This is a genomic window from Agrobacterium tumefaciens (assembly GCF_009649785.1).
In the GTDB taxonomy this organism is placed as follows: domain Bacteria; phylum Pseudomonadota; class Alphaproteobacteria; order Rhizobiales; family Rhizobiaceae; genus Agrobacterium; species Agrobacterium tumefaciens.
Genome location: NZ_WJOK01000005.1, coordinates 58,731 through 78,202 on the forward strand (window position 1 = coordinate 58,731; position 19,472 = coordinate 78,202).

Below are 19,472 nucleotides of genomic sequence, written 5' to 3' on the forward strand. Positions count from 1 at the left end.
CAGGATTACTTGCAGCTTTCGATCTGCTTGAAAGCAGCCGAAATGCCAGAAAGCGAATAGGAATAGGAAGTCGCGGTGCCGCGGCCGGACACCGCCTTCACCGTCATCGACTTGCCGCCCTTCATCGCGGCAACGAGAGCGGGTTCTTCGGCAGCATTTTCAACCCAGGCAGCCTTGTCCTTGGTAAACATCACGAAGTTCTTGTTGTCGATCGTGACATTGACCTTGGAGCCCTGCTTCAGCGGGTAACCCACCATGGCCTGCGGCTCGTAGGAAATATTCTGGCCCGGACGCTGCGACACGATGAAGAAGATATCGCCGTGATCGACGCTCGCCGGTTCCTTGGAAGTGGGGATGGAAAGAACGTAGCAGACGGTGCTGTTGCCCGATTTGTACGAATAGGCGCCCCATGCATTGAACTGCTGGATGCGCGTGGGCGACTGTGCAGATGCTACGCCGACGCTGGTCAGCAAAATGGCCACTGCGGTTGCTACACTTCTTACAAACATAGAATTTCCTGCCGGGTTATTGTCTTCCATTGGCCCGAAGCAGCGGCGGGCTCCATGTGTATGGATCGGCCACGTTCAGGTGCGGATCGTCTTTTCTCATTGTGGTCAGGAAGCGGTTACCAAACCGTCAACAACACGTATAAAATGCCGAAAACGTCTTGAAGTGTTACAGATCGGCTACGCCCGCACCCTGAGAAGAAAGGCGTGGCACGCCCTCCCCGTCATGTCTATGACACACAAATTCAGGCAACAATTTGTCACCTGCCCGGCTCCGAGGAGCCTCGTCATCACAGACGTGTTATTCGGCCTCCTGCTGCCGTTTCAGCATGGCATCCGCCGCATCGTAATGCTCCATCTTGATGTGGGCGCGGATCATCGCAAGCGCGGCCGTAATGACCGCGATGTCGTCGGTAAATCCAACGACCGCCAGCATGTCCGGTATGGCATCAAACGGCATGATGAAATAGGCGAGCGCGGCCAGAATGATGCCCTTGGCACGCAGCGGAGTATCCCGGTCGATCGCGCAATAATAGGCTGCTGCCGCATCGCGCGCGAAGGGCACCTTTGTCATCACACGCTTCAGCTTCGGCCAGAATTTGGCGCGCACGACGCGTTCGCGTTCGCCCTCGCTGCCCGTTTCCCCGGGCAAAAGAATTTCACCGATTTTCACATCATCCATGATCGACGGTCCTCCGGTCACGGTTATTATATGGGAGTTAAAGCCCGCCGTTCAATTCCCACGGCCCGTTGCCGCCTTCTGCATGGCCTCCGCGAGCAGGAAATCCCGCTCGGTAACGCCTTGCGAATCGTGGGTGGTGAGGCAGACCCTGACGCGCGAATAGACGTTAGACCATTCTGGATGATGATTGAGCTTTTCTGCCACGAGTGCGGACTCGGCCATGAAACCGAAAGCCTCCGCAAAACTCGCAAACTTGAACGACCGGACGATTGCTGCCCCGTCCTCGCGCAAGGACCAGCCTTCGAGTTTTAAAAGCGCCTGCCGGACGGCTTCCGGTTCAAGTCTTGGATATTTCATGCATCTTGCCTCCGCTTGACATGCGATCCGCTGTTTCGGAGAAACATTAACGCCTCAACGACCGGATCGACGCATATTCAATGAAACATACAGCCGTTCTTTTTGTCTGCATGGGCATCCGCTCACCGCTTGCCGAAGGCATTTTGACAAACCTTGCCGAAACCGAAGGCGTATCTCGCCAACTCACTGTCGATTCCGCCGGCACCGGCGGTTGGCACACCGGTACCGCCCCGGATCGCAGATCCATCGCAATCGCCCGCAAGCATGGGATCGATATTTCCCTGCAGCGTGCACGGCAGGTCAGCCAGGCCGATTTCGAGACCTTCGATCTCATCCTTGCCATGGACGGAGGAAATCTCGCGAAACTGCTCCGAAAGGCGCCCGAAAACCGGAAGCACAAAATCCACCTGTTCCTGGACTACGCTTCGGGACGCCACGAAAACGTGCCCGATCCCTATTTCGGTGGCGACGACGGATTTCTGGCCGTCTACAACATGCTTTTTGCAGGATGCAGCTCGTTGCTCGAGAAGATGGCGCTGGACCGCGCTTCGTGAAGCGGGAACACCTCTTCCACGATGTAAGGTCCGCCACCCACCGATTCCTTGGACGACATCAGCACGAAACGACCGACCGTGAAGGCCGATGTGCGGAAATTGCCGCGTCCGGAAAGATACTGCACCACATCGTCCAGCCGTGAAGAGCGCAACCGCGCCAGCGTCACATGCGGCATGAACTTGCGCGGATCCGGCGGCAGGCCGATCCTCTGACAGATCCTCTCGACCTCCGCCTGAAGCGCATTCATTTCCGGCGAGGGGGAAACCCCCGCCCAGATCGAATGCGGTTTCTTGGAGCCGAAGGAACCCATCCCGTTGAGACTGAGCTGGAATTCCGGCCTGTCGATCCGGTCCAGCCTGTCAACGACCTCATCGGCGGTTCTCCCGTCGATATCGCCGATAAAACGCAGGGTTATGTGATAATTCTCCACATCGATCCACCGGGCTCCCGGCAGACCACCGCGCAACAATGACAGGCTCATAGCCGCATTGCGCGGAATTTCGAGGGCGATAAACAGTCTCGGCATGGCGAGCTCCCCGAATCTCTTGGCAGAACAAGCATAGCGAATCATGCAATGCAGGCGGGCGCAAGTGCTTATTTTTTTTGCGCACCGATTGTCTTGATGAAGCTTTCAACAGCCGGCAAAGATTTCTCCACCATCATCGCCACACCCTGCGTATTGGGATGCATCTTGTCCTCCAGCTTCAACTTATCATCCGTCACCACGCCATCCAGAAAAAACGGATAAAGCGGCAGGTTGTATTTTTCTGCAAGCTTCGGATAGATCGGGTTGAAGCGCTTGGCGTAATCGTCACCCATGTTCGGCGGTGCCATAATGCCGACTAGCAGCACCGCTATGTTGCGTTTCTGAAAGCCGGAAATGATGGCGTCGAGGTTCTTTTCCGTCTGTTCCGGCGCAATACCGCGCAACGCATCATTGGCGCCGAGTTCCAGAATGACCCCGTCCGTGCCATCGGGAACCGACCACTCCGCCCGAGCCAGACCGCCTGAGGACGTATCGCCGGACACACCGGCATTGGTGACGGTAACATTGATGCCCTTGGCCTTTAATGCAGCTTCAAGCTGTGCCGTATAGCCATCGGTGGGGGGTAACTGGTAACCCGCCATGAGACTGTCGCCCAGGCCAACCAGTTGCAATGTCCGCTCCTGCGCCATGGCCGCCGAGGCGGAAAAGGCGGCGGCTAAAATGACGATGAAGTGAAACAGGGCAGCTTTAAATCTCATCACGGCTTTCCTAACTTGGTTTGCATTGTCTGAAATACCGTCCGCATCGACACCGCCAGACTGTTTTCATCATATATAGGAACGAGAATTGTGACGAAAAGCATCATAGAGCTTAAGAAGGCCGACCTCACGCTCGGCAACGCCGCCGCCTCCGTTCACGTTCTCAAGAGCATCGATCTTGCCATTGGCGAAAGCGAGGCGGTGGGGATCGTCGGCCCTTCCGGTTCGGGAAAATCGACCCTTCTGATGGTGCTTGCCGGTCTCGAAAGGCTGGATAGCGGCGAGATCTTCATAGCGGGCACGGAATTGCATAAGCTCGGCGAGGATGCTCTCGCGGATTTCCGCGGCAAGAATATCGGCATCGTTTTCCAGTCTTTCCACCTCATCGCCAATATGACGGCGCTGGAAAACGTAGCCGTTCCGCTGGAACTGGCCAACGTGCCGAACCCCTTCGAGATCGCCAAACGGGAACTCGTAGCTGTCGGTCTCGGCGAACGCCTCAACCATTATCCCGGCCAGCTCTCCGGTGGCGAACAGCAGCGTGTTGCGATCGCCCGCGCGCTTGCACCCTCCCCCGCCGTGTTGATCGCAGACGAACCGACCGGCAATCTGGATGCGGATACGGGCCAGCAGATCGCCGATCTTCTTTTCTCAAAACAGGCCGAACGCGGCATGACGATGATCCTTGTCACCCATGATCCGTCACTGGCCGCCCGTTGCTCAAGACAGATCAAGGTGCGCTCCGGCGAGATAGAGGGTGACAGCGCCGCTGCCCATATGGCTAGGGCGGTATCGGCATGATCGGCTCCATTCTCCCGTCTGTTGCCAACATCAAAAACGCATTGAGGCTCGCGCGGCGCGAAATTCGCGGCGGTTTGCGTGGCTTCTATATTTTCCTCGCCTGCATCGCGCTCGGAACCGGCGCCATTGCCGCTGTCAACTCCGTGTCACGCGCCGTCACCAGCGCGATTGCGACGGAAGGCCAATCGATACTGGCTGGCGATGTGCGCTTCGAGCTGCGCAACAGGGAGGCAACCGCAGAGGAGCGGGCCTACCTCGATGGCCTCGGCAAAATCGCCGTTTCCACCGGGCTGCGCTCCATGGCGCGCCTTGCCGATGGTTCCGAACAGACGCTGACGGAAGTGAAGGCCGTAGACGGCGCCTATCCGCTTTACGGCGCCTTCGTAGCAGATCCAAACCGGCCTCTGAGCGAGCTTCTGGCTGCGAACGGCGATACCTATGGCGCCGTTGCCGCGCCGCTTCTCCTGGAGCGGCTGGGCATCAAGGTCGGCGACGACATCCTTCTCGGTAATGTGAAGCTGAAACTGACCGGCACGGTTGTCGACGAGCCGGATGCCCTGTCCGACGGCTTCGGTTTTGCCCCAAGGCTGATGGTCAGCCGCGATGCGCTTTTCGCCTCAGGCCTCGTTCAGAACGGAAGTCTGGTCGAACACGCCTACAAGATCATGCTGAACGATCCTGCAGCGCGGGCCACGATGACCGATGCGGCCAACAAGACGTTTCCCGATGCCGGCTGGTCCATCCGCACGAGTGACCGGGCAGCGCCATCGCTTACCGAAAACGTCAACCGCTTCTCGCAATTCCTGACGCTGGTGGGCCTGACCGCCCTCATCGTTGGCGGCGTCGGCGTTGCGAACGCCGTTCGCGCCTTTCTTGATTCCAAGCGCACCACGATCGCCTCGCTGAAATGCCTCGGCGCGCCGGCTTCCGTGGTCACCATGACCTATCTCTTCCAGATCGTGTTCATTGCCGCCGTTGGCATCATCATAGGCCTCGCTGTGGGCGCCATCGCCCCGCTGATTGCCATGCGGTTTCTGGAGGGTGTGCTTCCGGTGCCGAAAGAGCTTGCCTTTTATCCGGCAGCACTTGGTCTTGCCGCCCTGTTCGGCATCTTGACGACACTTGCCTTCGCCATCGTGCCACTCGGCCAGGCGCGCGAAGTTCCCGCGACCGCCCTTTTTCGAGAGCAGGGGTTCGAGGAGGGCAGCTGGCCATCCTGGCCTTATCTCGCAGTGACGGGCTTGTTGTTGGCTGCGCTGGCCATACTTGCCATCTTTTCGGCAGAAGAACGTTTCATCGCCTCGGTTTTCCTTGCCGCCATCGCCTTCGCGTTTGTGGTGCTGCGACTGGTGGCGTCGGGCGTCAAGGCCATCGCCAAACGCAGCCCGCGCGTTCATTCCGCCGCCCTTCGCCTGGCGATCGGCAATATTCACCGGCCGGGTGCGCTCACCCCCTCCGTCGTTCTCTCCCTCGGCCTCGGGCTGACGTTGCTGGTGACCCTGACGCTTATCGACGGCAATCTGCGCCGCGAACTGACCGACAGCCTGCCGGAACGAGCGCCGAATTTCTTCTTCGTGGATATTCAGGGCACCGAGTTGCAGGGTTTCCGCGATCTTCTCAGGCAAGAAGCGCCTCAGGGCACGCTGACCGAGGTGCCGATGCTGCGCGGCCGCATTCTGGCGCTCAATGGCGAGGACGTGACGAAGATAGACGTGCCGCCATCCGGTCGCTGGCTGCTGCGCGGTGATCGGGGCATAACCTATTCGCAGGATGCTCCCGAAAACGCCAAGCTGACCGAAGGAACATGGTGGGGACCGGATTATAGCGGCGAGCCGCTGGTCTCTTTTGCGGCGAAAGAGGCGCAGGAACTGGGCCTCAAGATCGGCGACACCGTTACCGTCAACGTGCTCGGCCGCAGCATCACGGCAAAGATCGCCAATCTGCGCAATGTCGAATGGGAATCGCTGTCGATCAATTTCGTCATGGTGTTTTCACCCAATACCTTCCGTGGCGCACCACATACCTGGCTTGCCACACTCGCTGACCCCTCCGCATCCGCAAGCGAGGAGGGCCAGATATTGCGCGCCGTCACCAACGCCTACCCGACGATAACAAGCGTACGCGTGAAGGACGCGCTCGATGTGGTCAACCGGCTGGTCGGCCAGCTTGCCACCGCCATACGCGCAGCAGCGGCCGTTGCGCTCATAGCCTCCGTCCTCGTTCTCGCCGGCGCTCTTGCCGCCGGAAACCGTGCCCGCACCCATGATGCGGTGATCCTGAAAACACTGGGCGGTACACGCAGCCTGCTGATCCGCGCCTTCTCCTATGAATATATGATGCTCGGTCTCGCCACCGCCGTTTTTGCGCTTTTTGCCGGCGGCGTCTCCGCCTGGTTCGTCATTTCCCGCATCATGAAGCTGCCCTCCAGTTTCCTGCCGGATGTGGCGATCGGCACGGTCGTCGTCGCCCTCGTCATGACGGTAGGCATCGGCCTCATGGGTACATGGCGAATTCTCGGGCAGAAGGCCGCTCCGGTTTTGCGGCAGGCGGGTGAATAATCTTCGGTTGTGCGCTGCTTAACTTTAACGATTAATTCTTTGTAATGATCGCTGAAACGTGAGCGCTTTTCGCGCATATGGTGTCTTTTCGACTGCAAAAGGCCTTGTATCGGACACGTTCTGCCATCATATTCTTGGGCAGGCTTGCTGAAGCTCCGCAGCGGCGCCCGGGAGGTATCCCGACACCGTAGCAATTACGGAGCTCAAAAGAGGAAACAATGGCTGACTTCAATAACTACCAGAACCGCATGGCCCAGACCCGTGCACAGACTGGTGCGATGATCGATGAAGGTCTTCGTGCCTACATGCTCAAGGTTTACAACCTTATGGCACTGGCTCTGGTCATCACCGGTGTTGCGGCGTTCGCTACCTTCACGCTCGCGACCACCAATCCGGCTTTCGCCCAGTTGCTCTATGCATCGCCGTTGCGCTGGGTTGTGATGCTCGCACCGCTCGGACTGGTGTTCTTTCTTAGCTTCCGTATCCAGAACATGAGCGTTTCTGCCGCCCAGATGACCTTCTGGGTCTATGCGGCGCTGATGGGCGTGTCCCTGTCTTCGATCTTCCTGGTCTATACCGGCCAGAGCGTCGTACAGACGTTCTTCGTGACCGCTGCCTCGTTCGGCGCGCTCTCGCTTTACGGTTACACCACGAAGAAAGACCTTTCGGGCATGGGTTCGTTCCTGATCATGGGTCTGTTCGGCCTGATCATCGCGTCCATCGTCAACATCTTCCTCGCCTCTTCCGCGCTGCAGTTCGCGATCTCCGCGATTGGTGTGCTGATCTTCGCTGGCCTCACCGCCTATGACACGCAGAAGATCAAGGAAATGTATTTCGATGGCGACGAAGTTGCCGTGGCTGGCCGCAAGGCGATCATGGGTGCGCTGACGCTCTATCTCGACTTCATCAATCTGTTCATGTTCCTCCTGCAGTTCATGGGCAACCGTGACAAGTAAGGGCAGCAACCCAACTGGCAAACATGCAAAAGGCGGCCATTCGGCCGCCTTTTTATTTACCGAAATTCGAGACTTGATCGCCTCTCCACCCGCGTGTCCGCACGAAGCTGCGGCAGGGTAGCTCGTCCCGTCTCATCTCACTCGATGAGCTTCAGGACCTTGTCGAAAACCTTGAGAACCTGCGGCAGCTCGTGGCCACGTTTGAGAATGCGGCCATCCGTATTCACCACGCAATAGGCCCCCTGTTTCGCCGCCAGCTTGGGGTTCTTCTCGATCCTGTAGAGCGGCATTTCACCCGAGCGTTTAAAGACTGAAAATACCGCCTTTTCCTTCAAGTGGTCGATGGCATAGTCGCGCCACTCGCCCTCTCCCACCATGCGGCCATAGATGCGCAGGATCGCATCCAGCTCACGCCGGTGGAATGTAATTGGCAGAGGGTCTTTATCTTTTTTGTACTCGCGGAGATCGACAACGGTGGAACTGTCGCGTGAAGCGGTCTGAACCTGCTGCACATCCGGTTGATCGGTCATCCAATACCTCCGATTCCACCCAAGTCGTCCGATTAATGTGAGCCGGAGAAGACAAAATTGCAAGTCTCGAACAGCCATTGAACATGAGATCGCAACTTTGGAGGCGGGTTTTACGGTCTTAGGACGGCAGCGAAACCCGGCGTCTGCGACGCAGAAAGACGCCCTCCGATGCCCATAAGGACGTTGCCTTAGAAAAAAGCAGGGGTAAAAAAGGTAACCATTTAGGCAGCCATTTTAGCACGGCCTGCCGTATTTCGGTCAAACCATGGCCCGAATTGAATGGAATAGTCCTATTGTCAATTGATGCCTAGGCACCAAGATGACCCGATCCGGTGCATTGACCCTTTACCCCCAGCCCCCAATGCCCGGATCGGATCTTCCATCGCCAGACAGGCGATCAGGGTGTTTCATTCCCCAGTAAAATACTTGCGCCGACGATTGCCGCCGGATCGCCGCTGGCATTTGCCGTTTGCAACAGCACGGCGCAGCCGCCCTTTTTCACCTTTGCCACCACGCTCGCCGGGAGCTTCACCGTCATCGGTGAACCATCCCACATTCCAACCGTTTGCACGTCATAGACGCTGTGCCAGTAGGACATTTTCTTCCCCTGGTTTTCGCCTTTCTGCACATCCACCGTCTGTTCGCGCGTGAAATAGGCGACCACGACATCGGCCTTGCCGCTACCGGCGCCAATATCGATCTCCACCTCGTCACCGGCAAATTTGGACGCGACCGGCACGTTCAGCCCCTGGCCCTCCCGCTTGAAAGCATCCAGCCTGTCGTAAATCCCGCGGACATCCGCACCCTTGACGTGGTCGCGACCGTTCAGGATGGCCTGCGGCGTATAGACACCGTTGCGGCCGAGGGCGCGCATGTAGCCATATTGCCGCTCTGTATTTTCCTTCGATGCCAGGGAATCTGTCCAGCCAAGATAATTCCAGTAGTCGACATGGTAGGAGAGGCCGACCACATCACCCTTCTGGATCATCTTGCGCAACGCTTCGTCCGCCGGCGGGCAGGACGCGCATCCCTGCGATGTAAACAACTCGACAACGCCCTTCACAGCTTCCTGCGCATGCGCGGATGTGACGAGGAACGTGCCGAGAAGACATATCGACAGGGGCAATTTCAGCGGCATTACAAGAACCTTTGTCCGGAGCAGATATCCAGACGAATTGATGCGATCAACCCAACCGGATTCAAACCGGAAAATAACGTCTATTCCACTTCAATAGAAAGTCACGAAGGGGTGAGTGGCAATCACAAAAAAAGAGATGATGAAACGCAAAGACGCCGGGAAAAATCCCGGCGTCCTTTGCTGGTCTGAGCTTTGTCAGGCAACCAGATCGCGAAGAACCGTCTGCAGAATGCCGCCATTGTTCATGTAGATCACTTCATCCAGCGTATCGATGCGGCAAAGAAGCGGAACTTCCTTCACCGAACCGTCGCTGTAGGTGATCTTGGCGATCTTCTTTTCACGCGGCTTGATTTCACCTTCGAGACCATCGATCTCGACGACTTCATCACCCTTGAGATCAAGGCTTGCCCAGGTCGTGCCTTCCTCGAAGACGAAGGGAACGACGCCCATGCCGACGAGGTTGGAGCGGTGGATACGCTCGAAGGACTGTGCGATGACTGCCTTGACGCCGAGCAGGTTGGTGCCTTTCGCCGCCCAGTCGCGGGAAGAACCGTTGCCATATTCGACACCGGCGAAGATGACGAGCGGAACGCCCTCCGCCTTGTACTTCATGGCAGCGTCGTAGATCGACATCTCTTCCTTCGACGGATAGTGGATGGTGTAGCCACCTTCCTTGCCGTTCGGGCCGAGCATGTGGTTGCGGATGCGGATATTGGCGAAGGTGCCGCGCATCATGACTTCATGGTTGCCGCGACGCGTACCGTACTGGTTGAAGTCGGCAACGCCCACGCCGTGCTCCGTCAGATAGGCGCCGGCGGGCGAAGCAGCCTTGATCGAACCGGCCGGGGAAATGTGGTCGGTTGTGATCTTGTCGCCGAAGAGACCGAGAACGCGGGCGCCCTTGATGTTCGTAAGGCCCGTACCAGTCTTGCCCATGCCCACGAAGTAAGGCGGGTTCTGAACATAGGTCGACTTGTCGTCCCAGGCATAGGTCTGGCCCGGGGGAACCTGAACGGCCTGCCAGTTCGCGTCACCCTTGAAGACATCAGCGTACTTCGATTCGTAAAGTTCGCGTGTGACGTATTTCAGGATGAATTCCTGGATTTCCTGCGAAGTCGGCCAGATATCCTTGAGATAGACCGGATTGCCGTTCTGGTCGTCGCCGATCGGCTCCTTCGTCAGGTCCTTCTGGACTGTGCCGGCAAGCGCGTAGGCCACGACGAGCGGCGGCGAGGCGAGATAGTTCGCCTGAACATCGGGCGAGATACGGCCTTCGAAGTTGCGGTTGCCGGAGAGGACGCCGGCCGTGATCAGGCCCTTGTCGTTGATCGTCTTGGAGATCGGTGCGGGCAGCGGGCCGGAGTTGCCGATGCAGGTGGTGCAGCCGAAACCGACGAGGTTGAAGCCAATCGCATCGAGATCCTTCTGCAGACCCGACTTGTCGAGATATTCGGCAACGACCTGCGACCCCGGCGCCAGCGAGGTCTTCACCCACGGCTGGGACTTCAGACCCTTGGCAACCGCATTGCGGGCGAGAAGGCCGGCAGCGATGAGAACGGAAGGGTTGGACGTGTTGGTGCAGGAGGTGATGGCGGCAATCGCCACATCGCCATGGCCGAGATCGAACTCCTCACCCTCAACCGCATAGCGGCTGTGGAGTTGGCCGGGCTTCTTGTAGTCGTTCTCGAGAGCCGCCGCGAAATTCGGTGCAATGGTTTCGAGCGGCAGACGGCCTTCCGGACGCTTCGGACCGGCCATGGATGGCACGACGTCGCCGAGGTCGAGTTCAAGGGTGTCGGTGAAGACGAGGTCGGAACCGTCGCCCGTCCGCCACATGTCCTGCGCCTTCGAATAGGCTTCGACAAGCGCGATACGGTCCTTGGTGCGACCGGACATGGTCAGATAGTTGATGGTCTCGCCGTCAACCGGGAAGAAGCCGCAGGTAGCGCCATATTCGGGACCCATATTGCCGATGGTGGCACGGTCGGCCAGCGTCATCGAATCGAGGCCGGGGCCGAAGAATTCGACGAATTTGGAAACCACGCCCTTCTTGCGCAGCATCTGCACGACGGTCAGCACGAGGTCGGTCGCAGTCACGCCTTCCTTCACCTTGCCGGTCAGCTTGAAGCCGATGACCTCGGGCAGGAGCATGGAGACAGGCTGGCCGAGCATCGCTGCTTCAGCCTCGATACCGCCAACGCCCCAGCCGAGAACGCCAAGACCGTTGATCATGGTGGTGTGGCTGTCGGTGCCGACGCAGGTATCCGGGTAAGCGATCGTTTCGCCGTCCTCTTCCTTGGTCCAGATGGTCTGGCCGAGATATTCGAGGTTTACCTGGTGACAGATGCCGGTACCGGGCGGAACCACGCGGAAGTTCTTGAATGCCTGCTGGCCCCACTTCAGGAAGCGGTAACGCTCGCCATTGCGCTCATATTCAAGCTCGACGTTTCGGGCAAACGCCGTCGGCGTGCCAAATTCGTCAACGATAACAGAGTGGTCGATCACGAGGTCGACGGGAACGAGCGGATTGATCTTTTCCGGGTCGCCACCGAGCGACACCATGGCATCGCGCATGGCGGCGAGATCGACCACAGCCGGAACGCCGGTGAAGTCCTGCATGAGAACGCGGGCGGGACGATAAGCGATTTCGTTTTCGGTCAGGCCCTTATTGTTCAGCCACTCTGCAACGGCCAGAATATGCTCTTTGGTGACGGACTGGCCGTCCTCGAAACGAAGCAGGTTTTCCAGAAGAACTTTCATGGAATAGGGGAGCTTGGAAACGCCCTTCAGGCCGTTTGCCTCAGCCTTGGGAAGGCTGAAATAGACGTAGTCCTTACCATCAACGGTAAGGACGGAACGACAATGAAAACTGTCGAGTGATTTGGGCATGGATAAAAAACCCCGCTTACTCTGATAGCCAACACGTGCGTGCGGACACCTATGCACTCATGCACATCAGGATGCGGGTACGACCATTTCCGCTGTCCGCACGTGAAAATTGCTCCTCGCAATCGTCAAGTCCGGCGCAAGATGATGTTCACGCCGGCCGCTGGCGTGGTTGACACCCATATAGATAATTTCTCAGAAACGTGCCAGACCATTCAGGAAATCAAATCGATTTTTTTATGCGAGACGATGAAAATCTTATACGGAAACGCAGCATGGATTTGACCGCGGAAAATCTTGGCGTGCGACGCGGCGAAGATTTCATATTCATGAACATTTCCTTCAAGTTAAGTGACGGCGAAGCGCTGGTGCTGACCGGCCGCAACGGCTCGGGAAAATCCACGCTTCTGCGCACTGTAGCCGGCCTGCTGCGCCCCGAGCAGGGCTGGGTAAAGATAGCCGGCAAAGGAATAGAAGCGGACATGCGTCCATCGGAGGCCTGCCATTATCTCGGCCATCGCAACGCAATGAAAACGGAACTGACGGTTTCGGAGAATCTGCGGTTCTGGAAAGACTTTCTCGGTGACTTCACCGGCGGCGCCGGTGTCGATATCGATGAGGCGGCAGACATCGTCGGCCTTGCGGGCATCACCCACCTGCCCTTCGGTTACCTGTCCGCAGGCCAGCAGCGACGTTTTGCCATGGCAAAACTTTTGATCGCGTGGCGGCCGGTGTGGATTCTCGACGAGCCGACAGCGGCGCTCGACAAAGCAGCGGACGGCATGTTTACGGATCTGGTCAAGAGCCACCTGAGGAGAGGCGGCATCGTCATGGCTGCGACCCATCAGCCGCTTGGGCTCGACAATGCGCGGGAATTGCAGATGACGGGCTTTGCAGGTGTGGAGGCTTGGGCGTGATGGGTGCGTGTGCGGGGTATGCCCGCCTACCGAGGCGCCTCCAATGACCGCCCTCTTCCTCCGCGACCTGAAACTCTCCATCCGCGCCGGCGGTGGCGCGCTGATCGGCGTCTTGTTCTTCATGACCGTTGTCGCCGTCATCCCCTTCGGTGTCGGGCCTGATCTCAATCTGCTTGCACGCATCGGCCCAGCCATTGTCTGGATCGGCGCGCTGCTCTCCACCCTCCTCGGCCTCGACAGGCTGTTTCAGGCAGAGCGGGATGACGGCTCGCTAGACCTCATACTCATGCAGGAAAACCCGCTTGTGCTGACCGTGCTCGTCAAATGCCTGGCACATTGGGTGGGAACGGGTCTGCCACTGGTCATCGCCTCGCCGCTCATCGGCCTGTTCATGAACATGGACGAAGTGGCGATCGGCGCGGTGATGCTCACACTCCTTGTCGGATCGCCCGCCATTACCTTCATCGGCGCGGTGGGTGCCGCTGTCGCCGTTGCCTTGCCGCGCGGCGGCCTTCTGGTCTCCATCCTTGTGCTGCCATTGGCCATTCCGGTACTGATCTTCGGCGTCAGCGCGTCCTATGCGGCGGTGCAGGATCCGGCACCCTTTCTGCCGCCCTTCCTCATTCTCTGCGCGATCACGTTATTTTCAGCCGTGACCGGTCCTTTCTTTGCCGCTTTGGCATTGCGCAATGTTATGGATTGATGAAACCGCAATTGCCGATCTACGATTGACGGCGATCAATTGCGGGGCAGCCATTCTCGGGTTACACAAACGGCATGAACCAGCAGACTTTCACCATCACCAAATTCAGTGATCTCGCCAATCCCACGCGGTTTCTGGCGCTCTCGGCACGCATTCTGCCCTGGCTTGCGGTCCTGACGGCACTGGTGCTGGCCGCCGGTCTCTATCTGTCTTTCACGACAGATGGCGACTACCAGCAGGGTTATACCGTGCGCATCATGTATGTGCATGTCCCCTCCGCCTGGCTTTCGATGATGTGTTATACGGTCATGGCGGTCTCAGCGATCGGCACGCTCGTCTGGCGTCATCCGGTTGCGGATGTCAGCCACAAGGCGGCCGCACCCATAGGCGCCGCCTTCACGCTGATTGCGCTTGTTACCGGCTCGCTCTGGGGTAAACCCATGTGGGGAACCTGGTGGGTATGGGACGCGCGGCTGACGTCCGTCTTTGTGCTTTTTCTGATGTATCTTGGCCTGATAGCGCTCAACCGCGCCATGGACGACCCTTCCAGGGCCGCCCGTGTCAGCGCCGTGCTCATCCTCGTTGGTTTTGTGAATATTCCCATCATCAAGTTTTCAGTTGAATGGTGGAACACGCTTCACCAGCCGGCAAGCGTCATCCGCATGGGCGGCTCGGCAATCGATTCGGAGTTTCTCTGGCCGCTTCTGACCATGGCGATCGGCTTCACGCTACTGTTCTTCACGTTGCACATCGCCGCAATGCGTAACGAAATCTGGCGCCGGCGCGTGGCAGCCCAACGGCGGCTTGCCGCCCGCATGGCAAACCGGGAGGCATGACAACATGACACACGCCTTTTATATCGGCATGTCCTATGCGGCGACCGGCCTTGTTGTCCTCTGTCTCATCGCCTGGGTCATCCTGGATGGTCAGGCGCGCAAACGGGAACTGAAAGAACTGGAAGCATCCGGCGTGCGCCGCAGGGCAAAAGCCGCTTCTGCGGGTGAAACCCGATGACGCAGGCCAGCCAGGACCAGAACACCAAAGCCAAAAGCACGGGGCGCACACGATATGCCCTGGCGCTTCTGCCGCTTCTGCTTTTCGGCGGTTTTGCCATTATCGCCGGCAAGATGCTCTACGATCAGGACGTCAACGGGCTGGATATCAGCGCCATTCCATCGGCGCTCATCGGAACCAAGGCGCCCGCACTGTCGCTGCCGCCGCTGGAAGGCTCAAACCTGCCGGCCCTCAACGAGGCCGCCGTCAAGGGTAAGCTGACGCTGGTCAACGTCTTCGCCTCCTGGTGCATTCCGTGCCGTCAGGAGCATCCCATCCTTCAGGAATTGGCGAAAGACAAACGCATCACCGTCGTCGGCATCAACTATAAGGACAAACCGGACAACGCGCTTCGTTTTCTCGGCGAACTCGGCAATCCCTTTGCCGCGATAGGCGTCGACCCGAACGGCAAGGCCGCGATCGACTGGGGTGTCTATGGTATCCCTGAAAGCTATCTGGTCGGCGCCGACGGCACGATCCTCTACAAAAAGGTCGGCCCCTTCGATGCCCGCAGCGTCGAGCGGGATTTATTGCCGGCGATCACCGCTGCGGCCGGAAAGTAGCCCGCGCGCCGAACGGTATTATACCTTGGAAATCACCCTTAGCGACGGCCCTTCGGCTGTCGCCTGCAAACCCATCCCTTCAAGCACGACCTGATTGCGGCCACCACGCTTTGCCGCATACAGGCTGTCGTCAGCGCGTTTGATCGCATCGTGAATTGAATGATCTCCCCTCGCGACAGCTGAAACGCCGAAGCTCGCCGTGACCTTGGTGGCCACGCCACGGCTACGCCAATCCAGCGACAGAAGGTTCAAACGCATGGCATTGGCAAGGTGACCGGCCGCGGCGGCGGTGTGGCCGGGCAGGAAAACCACGAATTCCTCGCCACCGAAACGCGCCACCAGAGCGTCGCTACGCGCGCTTTTCCTGAGAAGGTCTGAAAGGCCGATGAGAACGATATCACCGGCGGCGTGGCCATAGTCATCGTTGATACGCTTAAAATGATCTATGTCGCACGCAATTACTGCGCCTATTGGTGTCCCGCTGCGAAAATCGGGAACGCGCCGGTCGAACCCACGGCGGTTCAGCACATCGGTCAGCGGATCGTGCTCAGCCGCTTGCAGGTGCCGGTCGACAGTCACGGAAATCTGGCTCGCGAGTACGGATAGCGCAAGGAGAAAGCCGAATATGCTCGCGGCAAGCTGCATGTAGAAAGCATAGTCGGATTCGAAGAATTCACTGAGTTCGATCATCGAACCGTTCGGCGTCATCACCAGCAACATGCCGATGCGCACCAGCGTTTCGAGCACCACGAGTGACGCAATCGCCACCATCAGCCTGTCTGCAAGCGCCAGGGGTCGCTTCCGCACGATCCAGACCGGGATGGCGAGCAGCAGGGCGCAGACAAGATCACCGATGACCAGCTCACGTTTCAGATCCGGTGTGACGAAGACATGGAACGAGACCAGCAAAACCGCCGCAGCCACGATCGACAGTCGCGTCGTCGTATAAAGCGGCCGTCCGAAATGGGTAAGCAGCGCATGGCCGTAGAGAAAAAAGGCAGAGAAAAACAACAGGTTCGAGACGATCGCCTGTACTTCGAAGGGCAAGCCGCCAAGCACCAGAGGTGCGGCAAAACCAAACGCCGCCGAAAGATATCCGAAACCCCAATATCGCGCCGAAGCGTGGCCGGTCCTCTGCAGGAACAGGAATACCACACCGAATGTCAGCATGATGAAGGGGAGAAGGTAGGCGAAATTATCTTGCACAGTGTTCTGCCGGACGGAAAGACGAGCCTTTGAGCCCGGACACTACCGCAATGCCCTTAAGAAAACTTGCATATAACGCAGGGTTTTCGTGCCTTTCCGACGCACGTACGGGCAGATATCTTCACATTGGCGGGAGCGCGTTCTGCCATTGCTTGATCGCTTCGACGGGCCAGACAAGCATCACTACGTTCAGCGTCAGATTATCGCGGATCAGCCAGCCGGTGAAGATTTCAAAGAAGATGGCGATCACAACCGTCAGCCACACCGGCACGCGGGCGGCGAAGAGGAAACCCAGCGCCATGAAAACGGTGTCCATAGCGGAGTTCAGGATGCTGTCGCCGGTATAACCCAGCGCCATGGTCGCCGTGCGGTAACGATCGATAATGAGCGGCGAGTTTTCGAGAATTTCCCACGCTGCCTCTATCAAAACCGCAAAAGAAAGCCGCATGGAAAGGGGTTTCTTGCGAAACAGCAGCCAGGCGAGCCCGTAAAACAGGAAGCCGTGGATAATGTGTGAGGGCGTGTACCAGTCGGCAAGATGCTGGGAATTGCCCGGCGTGTTCACACCGGGTTCGAACAGCTTCACATAACCGCATTCGCAAATGGGAATGCGGCCCATGGCATAGAGGATGACGATCTGCAGGAGAAGAAGTCCGGCGGCGACACCGAACCATTTGAACGAGCGCGGACGGGAAGCCGGCATCTCTGCAACTGTCATTTTTCGTCCTTGTTCAGCGGTTCGAGCGAATGACGCATGACGAGCGGCATTTGCGCCATGGTGAAGATGATCGTGATCGGCATCGTGCCCCACACCTTGAACGCAACCCATGCGTCGGTTGAGAACATGCGCCAGACCACCTCGTTCAGCACGGCGAGAAAGAGGAAGAACACGCCCCAGCGCAGCGTCAGCTTGCGCCAGCCCTCATCGTTCAGCCTGAAGGCCGAATTGAAGACATAGCCAAGCAGCGACTGGCCGAAAAACAGGCCGCCCAGCAGAATGACGCCGAACAGCGCATTGACGATGGTTGGCTTCATCTTGATGAAGGTATCGTTCTGCAGCCACAGCGTCAGCGCACCGAACACGAGAACCACGATGCCTGATATCAGCGGCATGATCGGCAGCTTGCGTGTCAGCATCCATGAGACGGAAAGCGCAATTGCGGTTGCGATCATGAACAGGCCGGTGGCGATGAAGATCGGCCCGCCGAACTCCGTCAGTACCGGAAAAGTGGAGGCCAGCCATTCGCCGCGGGAATTGGCGAAAAAGAACACCATAAGCGGGCCAAGCTCGAGCACGAATTTCAGGAGCGGGCTGATTTCCGCCACCATCTTTTCGCTTTCCTTGGAATTGCTTTCAATATCCATACTCAAACTCCCGCAATGGCTTTGGCGAAATCTTCCGCCTCGAAGGGCTCCAGATCGTCCACGCCTTCACCCACACCAATGAAATACACCGGCAGCTTGTGTTTGGCGGCAATGGCCACGAGGATACCGCCCCGCGCCGTGCCATCCAATTTTGTCATAATCAGGCCCGAAACACCCGCAACATTGCGGAATATCTCCACCTGGTTCAAGGCGTTCTGCCCGGTCGTGGCGTCCAGTGTCTGAAGCACGGTATGCGGCGCATCGGGATCGAGCTTGCCGAGCACGCGCACGATCTTTTCCAGCTCCGCCATCAGCTCCGTCTTGTTCTGCAAACGGCCGGCAGTATCAATGATGAGCACATCGCTTTTTTGCGCACGCGCCTGCTCATAGGCGTCGTAAGCGAGACCCGAGGCATCCGCACCGAGCTTGGTGCCGATGAATTGCGAGCCGGTGCGATCCGCCCAGATCTTGAGCTGCTCGATTGCCGCCGCACGGAACGTATCGCCGGCCGCGAGCATGACCTTGAGGCCAGAGCCCGAGAGCTTGGAGGCGAGCTTGCCGATGGTCGTGGTTTTGCCGGTGCCGTTCACGCCGACGACGAGAATGACATGCGGCTTGTGTGAAAGATCGAGTTCCAGCGGCTTGGCGACAGGTTTCAGGACCTTGGTGATCTCACCTGCCATGATGCGCGCCACGTCCTCGCCGCTGACATCCTTGCCGTAACGTTCCGAAGACAGGGCGCCGGTGATGCGCATGGCGGTCTCGACACCCAGATCCGACTGGATGAGAAGGTCTTCCAGTTCGTCGAGCGTATCCTCATCCAGCTTGCGCTTGGTGAACAGCGCCGAAATCTGGGTGGTAAGTTGCGAGGAGGTGCGCGCAAGCCCGGCCCGCAGGCGCTGGAACCAGCTGAGCTTCGGCTGCGGCGCTTCGGCGACAGGCTCTTCGCGCTCGCTTGCCGCCGCAAAACCTTTCGGCAAGATCGGCGAAACGGCAGAGGGCTCAACGGCACCGGCAGCCTCCGCCTCATCGAGCAGCGCATCCATCGCATCTGCATCGAGCACGGCATCGGCAGCTTCGGGCAAAACCTCGGCCTGTTCTTCGGCGGCGGCTTCGGCCTGCAACAGCGACAGCGGAACAACGCCGATGTCTCCGGCCTGCTCGGCACCGGGCAGAAGTGGCGCGTCCTCTTCCTCCTGGTCATCGGAAAGGGCCGCATCGGCATCCGGAGCGGGCCCACCGGCCGTCTCGATCTCGAGTTCGGAAACAGGGTCTTTTTCGACAATGGGATGCGCTTCGGCTTCGCTCAGCGCCTCATCGAAAGAGACATTTTCTCTGGCGCGTTCAAGCGCGGAATCCTCTTGCGGCTTGCCGTCAGTCCCGGCCTTGTCCTTGCCGAAAGAAAAGACTTTTTTGATGAAGCCGAGGGCCATGGTCGTTCCCGTGTCTTT

General features: G+C 58.4%; 21 protein-coding genes. 9 read left to right on the forward strand and 12 right to left on the reverse strand.

The features are described 5' to 3' along the window. Window positions 1-5 precede the first annotated feature (5 nt). The 3 genes from GH784_RS06930 to GH784_RS06940 form a co-directional block, all read right to left on the reverse strand. On the reverse strand, window positions 6-509 hold the full coding sequence (locus GH784_RS06930; protein ID WP_003516662.1) for an invasion associated locus B family protein: 504 nt from the start codon (window positions 507-509) through the stop codon (window positions 6-8). A 298-nt stretch (window positions 510-807) separates the two neighbouring features. Continuing rightward, window positions 808-1,188 (reverse strand): YkvA family protein, encoded by a 381-nt coding sequence (locus GH784_RS06935; RefSeq protein WP_038492401.1) that lies wholly within the window; start codon window positions 1,186-1,188, stop codon window positions 808-810. A 51-nt stretch (window positions 1,189-1,239) separates the two neighbouring features. Then, window positions 1,240-1,545 (reverse strand): 4a-hydroxytetrahydrobiopterin dehydratase, encoded by a 306-nt coding sequence (locus tag GH784_RS06940; protein WP_025594571.1) that lies wholly within the window; start codon window positions 1,543-1,545, stop codon window positions 1,240-1,242. 80 nt (window positions 1,546-1,625) lie between these two features. On the opposite strand from GH784_RS06940, the gene GH784_RS06945 reads away from it, so the two are divergent. Continuing rightward, a complete protein-coding gene (locus GH784_RS06945; RefSeq protein ID WP_065705183.1) occupies window positions 1,626-2,099 on the forward strand; it encodes a low molecular weight protein-tyrosine-phosphatase in 474 nt (157 codons plus the stop codon). On the opposite strand, the gene thpR is transcribed toward GH784_RS06945, so the two are convergent. Together thpR and GH784_RS06955 are read right to left on the reverse strand one after the other, a co-directional pair. Then, window positions 2,033-2,626, reverse strand: coding sequence for an RNA 2',3'-cyclic phosphodiesterase (gene thpR, locus GH784_RS06950; protein ID WP_003516655.1), 594 nt, complete (start codon window positions 2,624-2,626; stop codon window positions 2,033-2,035). The two genes, GH784_RS06945 and thpR, sit on opposite strands and share 67 nt — an antisense overlap. A gap of 68 nt (window positions 2,627-2,694) precedes the next feature. Beyond that, a complete protein-coding gene (locus GH784_RS06955; RefSeq protein ID WP_065705181.1) occupies window positions 2,695-3,345 on the reverse strand; it encodes an arylesterase in 651 nt (216 codons plus the stop codon). A 90-nt stretch (window positions 3,346-3,435) separates the two neighbouring features. Between GH784_RS06955 and GH784_RS06960 the strand changes: the two genes are divergently transcribed. The 3 genes from GH784_RS06960 (at window position 3,436) to GH784_RS06970 (ending at window position 7,660) form a co-directional block, all read left to right on the forward strand. After that, window positions 3,436-4,146 carry an ABC transporter ATP-binding protein gene (locus GH784_RS06960; protein ID WP_065705179.1) on the forward strand — a complete coding sequence of 237 codons (711 nt, stop codon included), beginning with the start codon at window positions 3,436-3,438 and terminating at the stop codon, window positions 4,144-4,146. Continuing rightward, window positions 4,143-6,704: an ABC transporter permease gene (locus GH784_RS06965; RefSeq protein WP_065705177.1), complete on the forward strand. Its 2,562-nt coding sequence runs from the start codon at window positions 4,143-4,145 to the stop codon at window positions 6,702-6,704. The genes GH784_RS06960 and GH784_RS06965 overlap by 4 nt, the downstream gene beginning before the upstream one ends. Window positions 6,705-6,922: 218 nt before the next feature. Beyond that, entirely contained in the window at window positions 6,923-7,660 is a 738-nt protein-coding gene (locus GH784_RS06970) for a Bax inhibitor-1/YccA family protein (protein ID WP_013636912.1), read from the forward strand. Window positions 7,661-7,797: 137 nt separating this feature from the next. Here the strand turns inward: GH784_RS06970 and GH784_RS06975 are convergent, their stop codons facing one another. From GH784_RS06975 to acnA, 3 genes are all read right to left on the reverse strand, one after another. Continuing rightward, window positions 7,798-8,190, reverse strand: a complete 393-nt coding sequence (locus GH784_RS06975) for a DUF2794 domain-containing protein (RefSeq protein ID WP_065705175.1) — start codon at window positions 8,188-8,190, stop codon at window positions 7,798-7,800. Window positions 8,191-8,587: 397 nt separating this feature from the next. Continuing rightward, a complete protein-coding gene (locus GH784_RS06980; RefSeq protein ID WP_003516643.1) occupies window positions 8,588-9,328 on the reverse strand; it encodes a DUF1223 domain-containing protein in 741 nt (246 codons plus the stop codon). A gap of 195 nt (window positions 9,329-9,523) precedes the next feature. After that, window positions 9,524-12,217 (reverse strand): aconitate hydratase AcnA, encoded by a 2,694-nt coding sequence (gene acnA, locus GH784_RS06985; protein ID WP_065705173.1) that lies wholly within the window; start codon window positions 12,215-12,217, stop codon window positions 9,524-9,526. A 272-nt stretch (window positions 12,218-12,489) separates the two neighbouring features. Between acnA and ccmA the strand changes: the two genes are divergently transcribed. The 5 genes from ccmA to GH784_RS07010 all read left to right on the forward strand — a co-directional run bounded on the left by ccmA (window position 12,490) and on the right by GH784_RS07010 (window position 15,450). Then, window positions 12,490-13,131 (forward strand): heme ABC exporter ATP-binding protein CcmA, encoded by a 642-nt coding sequence (ccmA, locus tag GH784_RS06990; protein WP_065705171.1) that lies wholly within the window; start codon window positions 12,490-12,492, stop codon window positions 13,129-13,131. 43 nt (window positions 13,132-13,174) lie between these two features. Next, window positions 13,175-13,834: a heme exporter protein CcmB gene (gene ccmB, locus GH784_RS06995; RefSeq protein WP_003516632.1), complete on the forward strand. Its 660-nt coding sequence runs from the start codon at window positions 13,175-13,177 to the stop codon at window positions 13,832-13,834. 74 nt (window positions 13,835-13,908) lie between these two features. Next, window positions 13,909-14,670 (forward strand): heme ABC transporter permease, encoded by a 762-nt coding sequence (locus GH784_RS07000; protein ID WP_025594583.1) that lies wholly within the window; start codon window positions 13,909-13,911, stop codon window positions 14,668-14,670. A 4-nt stretch (window positions 14,671-14,674) separates the two neighbouring features. Further along, window positions 14,675-14,848 (forward strand): heme exporter protein CcmD, encoded by a 174-nt coding sequence (gene ccmD, locus GH784_RS07005; RefSeq protein WP_003516630.1) that lies wholly within the window; start codon window positions 14,675-14,677, stop codon window positions 14,846-14,848. Beyond that, window positions 14,845-15,450 (forward strand): DsbE family thiol:disulfide interchange protein, encoded by a 606-nt coding sequence (locus GH784_RS07010; RefSeq protein ID WP_065688687.1) that lies wholly within the window; start codon window positions 14,845-14,847, stop codon window positions 15,448-15,450. The genes ccmD and GH784_RS07010 overlap by 4 nt, the downstream gene beginning before the upstream one ends. An 18-nt stretch (window positions 15,451-15,468) precedes the next feature. Here the strand turns inward: GH784_RS07010 and GH784_RS07015 are convergent, their stop codons facing one another. From GH784_RS07015 to ftsY, 4 genes are all read right to left on the reverse strand, one after another. After that, window positions 15,469-16,656: a GGDEF domain-containing protein gene (locus GH784_RS07015; RefSeq protein ID WP_065705169.1), complete on the reverse strand. Its 1,188-nt coding sequence runs from the start codon at window positions 16,654-16,656 to the stop codon at window positions 15,469-15,471. A gap of 121 nt (window positions 16,657-16,777) precedes the next feature. Beyond that, window positions 16,778-17,374 (reverse strand): DUF2585 domain-containing protein, encoded by a 597-nt coding sequence (locus tag GH784_RS07020; RefSeq protein WP_003516627.1) that lies wholly within the window; start codon window positions 17,372-17,374, stop codon window positions 16,778-16,780. Then, window positions 17,371-18,021 carry a septation protein A gene (locus GH784_RS07025; RefSeq protein WP_003516625.1) on the reverse strand — a complete coding sequence of 217 codons (651 nt, stop codon included), beginning with the start codon at window positions 18,019-18,021 and terminating at the stop codon, window positions 17,371-17,373. The genes GH784_RS07020 and GH784_RS07025 overlap by 4 nt, the downstream gene beginning before the upstream one ends. Window positions 18,022-18,023: 2 nt before the next feature. Beyond that, window positions 18,024-19,454 carry a signal recognition particle-docking protein FtsY gene (ftsY, locus tag GH784_RS07030; protein ID WP_065705167.1) on the reverse strand — a complete coding sequence of 477 codons (1,431 nt, stop codon included), beginning with the start codon at window positions 19,452-19,454 and terminating at the stop codon, window positions 18,024-18,026. Window positions 19,455-19,472: the final 18 nt, after the last annotated feature.